Below are 12104 nucleotides of genomic sequence, written 5' to 3' on the forward strand. Positions count from 1 at the left end.
TCTTGCTACATAATGCAACAGTTTTTTACGAACCCTTCAAAGAAAGGAGCTTCACCCATGAACAGGTTCCTGTTCTCATGTTGTGTCTGCCTGTGCATACTGACCCTTGGAGCGGCCAATGGCAATGCATGGACGGTTTTGAGCACTCAGGAGAATCCGAGTGCAACCGATATCATAAATTTTTACGACGTGTGCTTCGCGAGCGCTCAGAAAGGCTGGGCTGTTGGAGTTAGCAGTTCCTACGGGGTTATCTATGTCACCGAGGATGGCGGGAAGACATGGAATCTCCAGATAAAAACGGCGTTGTTCGACCAGCTGCTGGGTGTCGTTTTCCTGAACGAATCGAACGGCTGGGCGGCGGGAATCGCCAGTTTGAGCAAGAAAGAAGTGCTTTTACACACTACCGACGGCGGAGCGACATGGAACAGTGTGTCCACAGGCCTTACAAAAGGGCTGAATAAAATGTTTTTCCTCGATGAAAACCACGGATGGCTGACCGGTGGCAGTATCATGGTTGCAACCTCTGACGGCGGAGCGACATGGGAAAGCCAAACCCCGCCGACGACCAAATCATTCTTGGATGTCTGTTTCATCGACGAAAATACCGGCTGGGCAGTCGGCAACGGCACCGGTATAATGCATACCGGCGATGGCGGGAAAACATGGTCGGAGCAGGGCAGCAGCTCGTCCGCGTATATCTGGGGTGTCCATTTCGTCGACGCCAATAACGGGTGGATAGTCGGCGGCGGCGGTTATCTGGGGCGCACGACCGATGGCGGCGCAACATGGATAATAAACGACCTCAAGGATCACATCGATTTCAAGGATGTATACTTCACCGATGCCTTAAATGGCTGGGCTGTCGGCGGAAGAAGCGGCGGCAACGTCGGCGGTATCTATATTACCTCGGACGGCGGCGTGACATGGACAAAGCAGGAAATCGACACCACCCGCGATCTGGAAGGTATATGCGCGTATGGCGGTACCGTATGGGCATGCGGTTACTATGGCACCATCCTGTCCGAATCGGCGGGGGGAGTGTTCGTCGACGAGGAATCCAAGCCCGTTGCGATCTCTCTCGCACAGAACAGCCCGAATCCGTTCAATCCGTCAACGACGATATCGTTCACCCTTACGGATGGCGGATTCACCCGTCTGGCTGTCTACAATCTTGCGGGTCAGATCGTAGCGACACTGATCGAAGGGGCTATTGAACCGGGACATCACGCCATTTCATGGGATGGAACCGATAAAGCCGGAATGACCGTATCGAGCGGCGTTTACCTTTACCGTCTCGACACCGGAAATTCATCCCTCACCCGTAAGATGCTGCTCGTTCGCTGAGTGTTTTCATGACAAGATAGAGCAGTGTTTTAAAAGAAGTAATCCCATAACGCACAGAAGCCGGAGATTATGGTAATTCATATCTCCGGTCTTTTTTTACGGTGTCACTGGCTGCCCTCCGTTTTTTGATAGAATCACGCATACATGAACTACCCGGGGATGAATCCCCGTGCTATAGGCGAAAAGTTCCCCGGCCCTCACCCGGCGCGGAAACAGAAAGAAGACCTTTCAATACATGAACAGTATTCATATATTTGTTTACCGGGGCACTGATAAAAAGCTGCGGATCGGATACGATACATTAATACAAAGGAGATTTCACCATGCCGGATTGTCTGTTCTGCAAGATAGCGGCGGGGGCTATCCCTGCCGAACGTGTGTACGAAAATGACGATGTGCTCGTATTCCCCGACATTCATCCTGTCGCGCGGGTACACGTGCTCGTCATCCCGAAACGCCATTTCGCCACGACCATCGACATGGCCGAGGATGCACCCGAGCTCTTCGGCGCCATGATGAAAGCGGCAAACGAGGTTGCACGGAAAAAGGGGATCGACCGGAGCGGTTTCAGGGTAATCTTCAATACGAACGCGGACGGCGGACAGGAGATTTTCCATGTCCACATGCACCTCCTCGGCGGCGAACCGATCGGAGCGCTCCGTGCACGGTGACATACGCGGGAAAGAAAAGAGTATATGAGACAGGATTAACAAGATTAACAAGATTGTTTTTTTATATATATTGTCAATCGTGTAGATTATGTCTAAAAAAAGGTGGTGTGAGGATGATGATGTTTATCCGGTTTTTTGGATAAAGAAGAAAAGAAATTTGAGACAGGATTAACAAGATTAACAAGATTGTTTTTTTATATTTATATTGTCAATCGTGTCAAAAAAATATAATGGTAAAAGAGGCGTGAACATGAAAAACATCCTGAAAACACTCAGCGTTATCGCCTGTATTTTTTCCGTGGTCTCGTCCCTGCCCTGTTCCGCCGCTCCGCTGACAGGCGCTTCACTCGAGGCTAAGGTCGACAGCATCGTGGCGCGACAGAACGTTACCGCCCGGACACCGGGCTGCGCCATTGCGGTCGTACGGGACGGCGAAATCATTTTCAAAAAGGGCTACGGGTCTGCGAATCTCGATTATGACATCCCCATAACGCCGCAGACGGTGTTCAATATCGGCTCAATTTCCAAACAGTTCGCCGCATCCGCCATTCAGATTCTCGCCGGGGAAGGAAAGCTCGCGCTCGATGACGATATACGGAAATACCTGCCAGATTTCCCCGAATACGGTCACACCATCACCATCCGTCACCTGCTCCATCATATCAGCGGAATCAGGGATTACGAAGCTCTCATGGTTCCGGCAAACATGCCCTATGACAAGAATTATTCCCCCGAGGAGCTGTACGAATTCATCACCAGGCAGCGTGAGCTGAATTTCGTTCCCGGCGCGGAATTTTCCTACAGTAATTCCGGTTTTGTCCTTCTCGGTATGATTGTAAAGAAGGTGAGCGGGCTGTCACTCGGGGAGTTCACGGCGAAACGGATATTCGAGCCGTTCGGGATGAAGAATTCGTTCTTCTACGAAAAGATGCATGTGATTGTCAGGAACCGCGCCACCGGTTACGACAAGGACGGTAGCGGGTATATCACGGGGTTGTACGACAACTATACAGTCGGGGCGAGCAATCTCTGCACGACGGTGGAAGACCTCGCGCGCTGGGACAGGAATTTTTACGGGAGCGCTGTCGGCGGGCCGGATTTCATTGCGAACATGCTCGATCAGGGTGTTCTGAACGACGGCGAGGTTATCGACTATGCCTGCGGTTTACGGGTCAGCGAGTACAAGGGTCTCAAAACGGTCAGCCATAACGGCTGGTGGGCAGGTTTCAGGGCGGGTATGGTCAGGTTCCCGGATCAGCGGTTCACGGTTATCTGCCTGTCGAATACCACGGGATTCAATCCCTACAGTGTACCCTACATGATTGCGGATTTGTGTCTGTCCGATGTTCTGAAACCGGTATCGCCTGCGGAAACCCGCATCAACAACATGACAGCCGGGTCGAAGCAGATACTGTCAGCGCCCGAAGCCACCGCGTACACGGGCGATTATTACAGCGACGAGCTCCGGGTCACGTACGCGGTTGCAGCAGGAGGAGACGGGCTTGTGCTCAAAACCCCGATAACGTACGATTTTGTCGGCTATCATTTCATCACCGCCGAAAATTCCCTGATCCGTTTGGACGCCGACAGCTTCGGGACAGGAGAGTTGACTGTCGATTTTCAGCGGGGAACCGGCGGTGCGGTTACAGGGCTTGTGCTCGGTATACCATCGGTGAAACTCAAGCTGAGATTTACCCGGAAATGAGCGGAAACGGCGCTGTAGCAGGTTGGCCACTGAATACTGATGCATGTAAAAAAGCAGGCGAACGGATTTTCGACCTTATTTCAGTATTTTATATCTATTGTTTTCGCCGGAGCAGTAAAAAAGCATGAAAACCGAGAATGAGAGGGTATCCGCACCCCATGATTACCATTCCCCGCATGATCATGATTGGCTCGATAGTCGGCAGCGCCGGTAAAACGGAGCTTGCCTGCAGGATTATCAGGAAATTCAGCCCGTTTGCCGATATCGCCGGCATAAAGGTCACGCCCGACTTCGGAGACTGCGGTTCGGGTGTACGGCGGGAAGTATTCTGCGGGGAACGCATGAAGTCCGATGATCATGACATCCTCACCAGGGAAAAGGACAGGCGGGACGGCACAGATACAGCCCGTATGCTCGCCGCGGGGGCATGGAGAGCTTTTTGGCTCAGGACACAGCCTCAGTTCTATGAAGACGCATGTATGGGGCTGCTCGATGTCATCGGTAATTACAGGGCAATCGTATGCGAGTCGACCGGTCTGCGCCGTACGGTGGAACCCGGCCTGTTTCTCGTTGTGCGCGGAAAAGAATCGGATACTCTGTGCGACCCCTCGTGCAGGGAGGTTATCGGATATGCCGACAGAATAATCGTGTTCGAGCCGCCCGGTTTCGATATCGATCTCGATGAAATCGGTTTTGCCGGGGGGAAATGGTTCCTTAAATCCAGTCATGACCGGAAACATCATGATACCTGAATTGATACAGCGTAAATAACGATAAAAACTGCATGTTCACTGCGTCAAAAAATACGGATACGATTCTGTCTCGTCCCGAATGATGTCCCCGTAGGGGCAATCCACTGTGGTTGCCCGTTTTCGCCGGTTGCCCGATAATGGTAGGGGCAGTCACGGGGGACTGCCCCTACCTGGTCACGGCCGTGATTTCATATTGCCATCGGGATTTTCGGGATCAATCGTCCAGCATACCGGAATCGTTTCGGAATATTTCCTGATACGATTCTGTCTCGTCCCGAATGATGTCCCCGTAGGGGGGCAATCCACTGTGGTTGCCCGTTTTCGCCGGTTGCACCCTCCGTTCATTCGGAAACGTTCTTCACCAGCCTCCGGACACCCTCGACCACCTTATGCTCGACCGTATCGGTGAACGGCCCGGTAAAGGGCATGTGACGCATGGCGCCGTCCGCTTCGTAGCCGCCTTCCTTGAGCACCTTCCATGTCGGGAGGTACCCGAACTGGTAGTTGCAGTATCCGAGCACCCAGGTGAACTGGGTCAGGAATTCCGATTTGAACCTGACCGCATAATCAACAACCGGCTCCCCGCCGAGCCCGATCATGAGCACTTCGTTTCCGATACGGAGCACCTGGACAGGGAACGGGAGTATCGGTTCGACCGGCTCGTTGTTGTCGAGCTTATGGAGAAAAAAGGCTGCCTTGCCGCGGGTATTTGCATCATCGGATTTCAGGTCGTTCTCGAGGGTTTTACGGTCGGGAAGCGGCTGAAGGTCGAGCGGAATCTCGTCGTAATCGAAGCGCAGTATCCCGGTAACCGGAATCTGGTCGCCATCGAGCGCCTTTTTCACCGCATCGGCCAGCGCTCTCCCGTGCCCCATGGCGTACTCGACCTGGTAGCGCGCATTGGGGACAAGGTCACCCGTGCATCCCTGCGCGAACATGGCGGTCGCACCCGGATACATCTCCTCGATGTAGCGCTGGGCAAATCCGGGATAATCTCCGCAGAACTCGTACCCGGCAAGCGTGATGGGGTGACAGGTATAGCCGAAGAGAATCGTTATGATCGATCCGTTCGTATCGCTCACCCGGAGCACCGGAACGGTATCGTCCCTCGACCCGCCCGTATAGTATGATGACGGGCCCGACCGGTAGACAATACCTTCCGGAGTCGGGAACCTGCGGCAGACGGCGAACGGCACCGGCATGGCCTTCGAGAATGTCAGATTGGCGGGTTTGAGGTTTCTGATCGCATTACCGATGACCTCGACATAGCGCTTTTCCACCCAGGCGGTCACTGCCTCTATTTCCCTGACAGATTCTTCAGGCTGATAAAAAGGCATGTCAGAAGCACGGACTTCCGGGCCGCAGTGGGTATGCGATGCATTGAGGAGAATCGCTTTGCGCGGAATACCGTACTGCTTCTCGATCTGAGTTTTGACACGGGTTGAGAAATCCAGGTTGATTCCGATGAGGTCCGCTGTCAGAATCACCGCCCTGTTGCCTTTCGGGTCTTCGAGGGCGAGCGCCTTGACATAGAGATCGTGGATTTTACCCTCGGATTTCTTGTCACGGCTGCCGTAACCGGCCATCCATGCGGGCTGTTCCGGCGTTACGATTACGGCTGCTGTTCCGGCTTTCCACCCCTGGGCGTAAGGAAGCCGGGACGGACAGAACAGAATCAGCAGCGCACCGGAAAATACACACACAGCCCGGGCCGTGATGATGGAAAGTATCCTTTGGTGGCTTTTCATTGAGTACACCCCTTGATAAGCATTAAGACTAAAGTTCGTTTAAAAAGACCGCTTAACCCGGCCTGTTCATAAAATTTTATAGAACGCGGATTTACGCGGTTTTTCCGGTCCAGCAGAAAAGGCACAGTTTTTCCCGCGGCAGGCCGATTGCGGAAACGATGTCATCGACTGTCAGATACCGGAGGGTTGTCACTTCGAGATTCCTGACAATCCATTCGACCATGAGTCTGTATTTATCGGAATCCGGATTGCAGTATTCATCGACATTTTCCATGTCGTACCCCTCAATGGAGCGGATTGCTTTTCGAGCCGCGAGTTCGTTGGTGCTTCTGGTCGTACGGTTGAACCTGCAGGGAAACATGAGCGGCGGGCAGGCGACACGGATGTGAATCTCTTTTGCCCCGGCATCCCAGAGCTTCTTAATGGTATAGTTTTTGAGCTGGGTTCCCCGAACGATCGAATCCTCGCAGATCGCGATCCGGTTATTCTCGATTATCTCACGGATGGGGATCAGCTTCATCCGGGCTATGAGGTCACGGGTATCCTGTGACGGCGGAACATAGCTGCGGCCATATCCGGCTGTATATTTGACGAGCGGGCGGCGCAGCGGTTTTTTCGACTCCATGGCATATCCGATCGCATGTCCCATGCCCGAATCGGGAACACCCGCGACAAGATCGATGTCAATGTCGCAGTCACGTTGCGCAAGGCACCGGCCGCATCGCTCCCTCACAGTCTCGGTATTGATCCCCTCGTAAGTCGATGCGGGAAATCCGGTGTATATCCAGAGAAACGCGCAGATTTTCGTTTCCTTTTTCCCGCGTCGTTTCTGGATGACGCCGTTCTCATTGATAAGGCATATCTCTCCGGGTCCGAGATACTTGATGATCTCGAATCCCATGGTTGGGAAAGCGCTTGTCTCTGTCGCGACCGCATAGGCGTCATGACGCTGTCCCAGAACAAGCGGGGTATAGCCAAGCCGGTCACGAACCGCATATACTCCTTCGTGATTGAGAATCAGCAGCGAACATGAGCCCTCGATAACGGAGAACATACGTTCGATACCGTTGATCAGATTTTTACCCTGGGTGATGAGCTTTGCGACCAGTTCGGTCATGTTGATCCTGCCATGACTGACCTCGCTGAATGAGATTCCTTTTCTGAACAGTTTGTCCGCCAGTTCGTCCGAATTTTCTATGAGTCCGGCGGTTACGATGCAGAAGGGGCCGAATTTGGAGTTTATGAAAATCGGTTGTTCATCGAAGTCGCTGACCACGCCGATGCCTTTGTTTCCTTTCAACCGTCCGATATCCTCGAAAAATTTCGATTTGAACTGGCTCTGGCTCAGATCATGAATCTGCCGTTCGAATGTATCGCCGAGAACCGCAAGCCCGCCGTACGCGGTTCCCAGATGCGAATGATAATCGGTACCGTAAAAAAGAGGCTCGGCACAACTGTCCTTTGAGACGACTCCAAAAATTCCGCTCATATACAATCCTCTTTTTGTTTTGTTTTCAAACCATGGTTTAACTTATGATAACTCACTCTTTTTTTGATGTCAATCACGTAAGGGGATTATATGTAAAAAATAATTTTCACAAGGACTCAGCCGTATTGATTTTTATAACCGGTTATTTATTAATCTATTAGCTATAGTATTAAAAATACTTTATAGAACACGGATGTATGAGGAACAGGAGGATTTACGCGGATATAATATTTTTTTCATTTATCATTTCGATACATTTATTATTATATAGTTTCATGAGTTTCATAAACAAACGATTCGGCGAAAAATAAATTATTCACCATTATACAACGGAAACAGGAGAATACATAATGACTCCGCGGGAACGGGTACGTGCGGCACTCAATCACGAACAGCCGGACCGGGTGCCTGTTGATTTCGGCTCCACCATGGTGAGCGGCATATCGGCAAGCGTGGTATCGAAGGTCAGGAAATCGCTCGGTCTCGATGGCCCCCATGACCGTGTCAAGGTCATCGAGCCGTACCAGATGCTCGGCGAAATCGATGAAGACCTCCGCGAGAAGCTTTTCATCGACTGCGCGGGGCTTTTCGGCACAAAAAACATGTTCGGATTCGAGAACGGCAGTTGGAAAGAATGGACGACATTCGACGGCACTGAGGTGCTCGTTCCGGGGCTCTTCAATACCGAGCCCGATGAAAACGGCGATATTCCGATGTATGCCGAAGGGAATAAATCATATCAGCCTGCCGCGAAAATGCCCAACGGCGGGTTCTATTTCGACAGCACGGTTCGCCAGCGTCCCATCGATGACAGCAGGCTCGATGTCGAAGACAACCTCGAGGAATTCGGCGTATATTCCGAGGAGGAGCTCGCCCATCTCGAAAAGCAGTCCGAATGGCTCTATACCAACACGAACCGTGCGATTGTCTACAGCATGGGCGGGACATCGTTCGGTGATATCGCCTTCGTTCCCGGGCCGATGCTCAAGGACCCTAAGGGAATCCGCGCTGTGGAGGAATGGTATGTCTCGACCGTTCTCAGGAAGGACTATGTCCGCGAGATATTCGACCGTCAGTGTGAAATCGGTCTCGGGAACCTCGAGCTTGTCAGGGAAGCGGTTGGCGACCGTATCGATGTCATCTTCATCACCGGAACCGATTTCGGAACCCAGCGCGGGCCGTTCATCTCCCCGGACGCCTACCGTGACCTGTTCCAGCCCGTTCACCGCCGTGTATGCGACTGGGTACATGCAAACACGCCATGGAAGGTGTTCATCCACTCGTGCGGCGGGATACGGCCGCTTATCGACGATATCGTCGATGCGGGATTCGATGTTCTCAATCCCGTTCAGTGCTCGGCGGAGGGGATGGAAGCCGGTTCCCTGAAAAAAGACTTCGGTGACAGGATCACATTCTGGGGCGGCGGCGTCGACACGCAGAAAACGCTCCCGTTCGGTACCCCCGAAGAGGTGTACGCCGAGGTGAGCGAACGTATCCGTATCTTCAACAAAGGCGGGGGATTCATATTCAATGCCATTCACAATATCCAGACCGGCACCCCTGTCGAGAACTGTTTGGCCATGGTCGATGCGATCAGGGATTCGTTCTCATCCTGACCGGAAAGTGACGGGCAGATAACCAAATGGGAACTGTTCATGGATACCGGGAGTAAAAAGAAAAAGAACTTTTCCCTTACACGAGCGACATGGCTTACTCCAGATGAGGTGGTGGAACAGTATGAAAAAAGTGCAGATAACGGCATGTATGGTATTCATGCTTTTTTTGAGTGTGTGTGTTCATGCACAGACATCCGGGCTTAACGACAGGGAGCCGACCGTAAGCGAAATGGAGGCTCCGCTCTATCCCGGTGCGGTCTTTATCCGGACTGTTTCTGGTCTCAATCCCTATTATGAAACGGCGATGTATGTGACCATCGATCCCCTGCGAACGGTGGAGAACTATTTCGAGCGGAAAATGCCCGAAAAACGGAAATCGTTCTATTCCCCCGACAACACGATGTTCATGACGATCTTTCTTTTGAAAACATGGTCGCAGTTCCCCGGAAACCCGACAAAGGAAGACCTCTCGAAGCTTGAACAGGAACCGAGTATCCAGATGTATGAGTATGACCGTGACTCTTACGAAACGCTCGCCGAATTCTATGACCGAAAACCCGAGGACAAACCGAAGGCGGAAGCATTGAGAACAGGGCGAACCCTCATACTCTATACGTACAAGAGAACGGAAGAGTACAAGAGCGAAACGAAAATCAGAGGCACATGGATTTCGACCGACCGTGACCTCCTGACCTTTTACAAGAGCACGCTGATATTCGACGACAAGGGAGAGTATACATTCACGTTCACACCCGGGAACATCGAGGAACTCGTAAAATCGCTGAGCACCCGGGAAAAATTCAAGGGCAAGAGCACCGAAGAAATTGTAAAGATTATTGAGAGCTGCAACCCGGAAAAGGGTACCTATGTTATCATGAGAAACACCATTACCCTCGTTTCCCGGAATCCCGTGATGGAGCCTGAAACCAAAAACGGCATTGCCTTTGTGGGTTCGGCCGTACTCTCGCTCGATTTTATCGGAATGCCGCGCCTCTCGTTCATACGGATAGAGCAGAAATAGAATTGTGCTTCATTACGGAGGAATCATGAAGGGTATCACAGCTTTGATCTGCATCGGTATCGTTTGTATGTCGCTCACTTCCGATGCAGCGGAAAAACCACGCTATACGGTGTATCGAACGACTGGCGGGATCACCATCGACGGCGCTCTCGACGAGGCTGACTGGAAAGCCGCACCGGCGTTCAGTCCCTTTGTGTTTCCCTGGTGGACCGAAGGAGAAAAGGAGCAGACCGAGGTCAGGATGCTCTGGGACGACACATTCCTCTATATTACCTACACATGCAGCGACAAGCATATCTGGGCCGACCATTTCGATACGAACTCACAGACTTTCATGGATGACTGCGTCGAGATGTTCTGGAATCCGAATCCCGCGGCGGGACTTGCGTACAACATGTTCGAGATGAACTGCCTCGGCAATCTCCTCAGTGTCTGCAACGACCGTAAGATAAGCATTCATGACAACAGGATTCTGCCGCCTCATATGAGCCAGAGCATTCGGGGCACGGTCAACGATGACAGTGATACCGATACCAGCTGGACTCTCGAAATCGCCGTCCGTTTCTCCGATTACACCAAGCTTTCGAGCGGGGCGACACCAAAAGACGGCGAAATGTGGGAGATCGGTCTCAACCGCTGCGGAGGAAAGATCAATCCGCAGAACAGCCAGTGGAGCCAGTCACAGACGCCGACGCATAATTTTCACAGGCCCGAGGATTTCGGCCAGATATTTTTCAGCACGAAAAAAGTACGGAAATGAACGATAACCGGCCGCTTGATCGGACTCACCGCTGTGATGCCGATGAGTATTTTCTCTGATTCCTATTTAGTATTCGATGAATACCGTTTTCAACGGTACGGAGGCACAATGAAAACCCTTGCAGTCTGTTTCTTGGCATGTGCATTTCTTACGGCGATCCCGGCCTTTGCGGAACAGCCGGAATACACGGTCTTTCGAACGACCGACGGCATCACCATTAACGGCATCCTCGACGAGGCCGACTGGGCTGCAGCGCCATCGGTCGGCGATTTTCAGTTTCCCTGGTGGACCGCGGGCGAGAAGGAGCAGACCGAGGCAAAAATGCTCTGGGACGGCACCTTCCTTTACCTTTCGTTCAAATGCAGCGACAAACACATCTGGGCCGACCATTACGATACGAATTCGGCGACCTGCCTGGACGACTGCGCGGAGATATTCTGGAACCCGAATCCGTCTGCGGGCAAAGGATACAACATGTTCGAGATGAGCTGCATCGGGAACCTCCTCAGCGTATGCAACGATCTCAAGAAGCCCATCCTCGAAAATAAAATCCTGCCGCCTCACATGGCCCAGACGATCAGGGGCTCGGTCAATAACGACAGCGACGAAGACACCGGCTGGATACTCGAGATAGCAATCCGTTTCGAGGATTACACGAAGCTTTCGTCCGGCGCGACACCGAAGGACGGCGACATGTGGAGGGTGGGACTCAACCGCTGCGGCGGCAAGACGAACGAGCAGTTCAGCCAGTGGAGCCCCTCAATGACGGAAAAGCCTAATTTCCACGCTCCCGATGATTTCGGAAAAATCGTTTTCTCCATGAAGAAGGTTCGCTGAATTATATAACCCTGATCTTTATACAAATTTTAATCAAGAGAATGTCTTGTCCTGAAATAAGTTTACAGAAGAAGGGACAAGGAGTCAAGGATGAAAGAGGGAATGGGAGTGCGGTTTACGGAGGTATTGAAGCTGCATGTGGTGGGAGAGGTAGAGTCTGG

Annotated in this window: 10 protein-coding genes; 8 read left to right on the forward strand and 2 right to left on the reverse strand. The window is 52.1% G+C overall.

Annotated elements, in window-relative coordinates; translation table 11 throughout:
• Positions 1 to 57: 57 nt before the first annotated feature.
• The 4 genes from LLG96_08345 to LLG96_08360 all read left to right on the forward strand — a co-directional run bounded on the left by LLG96_08345 (position 58) and on the right by LLG96_08360 (position 4472).
• A complete protein-coding gene (locus LLG96_08345) occupies positions 58 to 1344 on the forward strand; it encodes a YCF48-related protein (protein ID MCE5250216.1) in 1287 nt (428 codons plus the stop codon).
• Between the two features lie 323 nt (positions 1345 to 1667).
• A complete protein-coding gene (locus LLG96_08350) occupies positions 1668 to 2015 on the forward strand; it encodes a histidine triad nucleotide-binding protein (GenBank protein ID MCE5250217.1) in 348 nt (115 codons plus the stop codon).
• A gap of 250 nt (positions 2016 to 2265) precedes the next feature.
• Entirely contained in the window at positions 2266 to 3720 is a 1455-nt protein-coding gene (locus LLG96_08355; protein ID MCE5250218.1) for a beta-lactamase family protein, read from the forward strand.
• Positions 3721 to 3857: 137 nt separating this feature from the next.
• A complete protein-coding gene (locus tag LLG96_08360) occupies positions 3858 to 4472 on the forward strand; it encodes a hypothetical protein (GenBank protein ID MCE5250219.1) in 615 nt (204 codons plus the stop codon).
• A gap of 341 nt (positions 4473 to 4813) precedes the next feature.
• On the opposite strand, the gene LLG96_08365 is transcribed toward LLG96_08360, so the two are convergent.
• Together LLG96_08365 and LLG96_08370 are read right to left on the reverse strand one after the other, a co-directional pair.
• Positions 4814 to 6220: a neutral/alkaline non-lysosomal ceramidase N-terminal domain-containing protein gene (locus LLG96_08365; GenBank protein ID MCE5250220.1), complete on the reverse strand. Its 1407-nt coding sequence runs from the start codon at positions 6218 to 6220 to the stop codon at positions 4814 to 4816.
• 91 nt (positions 6221 to 6311) lie between these two features.
• The gene (locus LLG96_08370) at positions 6312 to 7709 is read right to left on the reverse strand and encodes an amidophosphoribosyltransferase (GenBank protein ID MCE5250221.1); all 1398 of its coding nucleotides are present in this window, start codon (positions 7707 to 7709) and stop codon (positions 6312 to 6314) included.
• 350 nt (positions 7710 to 8059) lie between these two features.
• Between LLG96_08370 and LLG96_08375 the strand changes: the two genes are divergently transcribed.
• The 4 genes from LLG96_08375 (at position 8060) to LLG96_08390 (ending at position 11943) form a co-directional block, all read left to right on the forward strand.
• Positions 8060 to 9325: a uroporphyrinogen decarboxylase family protein gene (locus LLG96_08375; GenBank protein MCE5250222.1), complete on the forward strand. Its 1266-nt coding sequence runs from the start codon at positions 8060 to 8062 to the stop codon at positions 9323 to 9325.
• A gap of 121 nt (positions 9326 to 9446) precedes the next feature.
• On the forward strand, positions 9447 to 10346 hold the full coding sequence (locus tag LLG96_08380; GenBank protein MCE5250223.1) for a hypothetical protein: 900 nt from the start codon (positions 9447 to 9449) through the stop codon (positions 10344 to 10346).
• A 25-nt stretch (positions 10347 to 10371) separates the two neighbouring features.
• Positions 10372 to 11106: a carbohydrate-binding family 9-like protein gene (locus LLG96_08385; GenBank protein ID MCE5250224.1), complete on the forward strand. Its 735-nt coding sequence runs from the start codon at positions 10372 to 10374 to the stop codon at positions 11104 to 11106.
• 108 nt (positions 11107 to 11214) lie between these two features.
• Positions 11215 to 11943 (forward strand): carbohydrate-binding family 9-like protein, encoded by a 729-nt coding sequence (locus LLG96_08390; GenBank protein ID MCE5250225.1) that lies wholly within the window; start codon positions 11215 to 11217, stop codon positions 11941 to 11943.
• Positions 11944 to 12104 lie beyond the last annotated feature (161 nt).

Source organism: bacterium, assembly GCA_021372535.1.
GTDB lineage: Bacteria > Latescibacterota > Latescibacteria > Latescibacterales > Latescibacteraceae > JAFGMP01.

Excerpts from the sequence above, each read along its gene's own strand:
- LLG96_08345 (MCE5250216.1), top strand. The coding sequence starts at position 58 with ATGAACAGGTTCCTGTTCTCATGTTGTGTCTGCCTGTGCATACTGACC.
- LLG96_08350 (MCE5250217.1), top strand. The coding sequence starts at position 1,668 with ATGCCGGATTGTCTGTTCTGCAAGATAGCGGCGGGGGCTATCCCTGCC.
- LLG96_08355 (MCE5250218.1), top strand. The coding sequence starts at position 2,266 with ATGAAAAACATCCTGAAAACACTCAGCGTTATCGCCTGTATTTTTTCC.
- LLG96_08360 (MCE5250219.1), top strand. The coding sequence starts at position 3,858 with ATGAGAGGGTATCCGCACCCCATGATTACCATTCCCCGCATGATCATG.
- LLG96_08365 (MCE5250220.1), bottom strand. The coding sequence starts at position 6,220 with ATGAAAAGCCACCAAAGGATACTTTCCATCATCACGGCCCGGGCTGTG.
- LLG96_08370 (MCE5250221.1), bottom strand. The coding sequence starts at position 7,709 with ATGAGCGGAATTTTTGGAGTCGTCTCAAAGGACAGTTGTGCCGAGCCT.
- LLG96_08375 (MCE5250222.1), top strand. The coding sequence starts at position 8,060 with ATGACTCCGCGGGAACGGGTACGTGCGGCACTCAATCACGAACAGCCG.
- LLG96_08380 (MCE5250223.1), top strand. The coding sequence starts at position 9,447 with ATGAAAAAAGTGCAGATAACGGCATGTATGGTATTCATGCTTTTTTTG.
- LLG96_08385 (MCE5250224.1), top strand. The coding sequence starts at position 10,372 with ATGAAGGGTATCACAGCTTTGATCTGCATCGGTATCGTTTGTATGTCG.
- LLG96_08390 (MCE5250225.1), top strand. The coding sequence starts at position 11,215 with ATGAAAACCCTTGCAGTCTGTTTCTTGGCATGTGCATTTCTTACGGCG.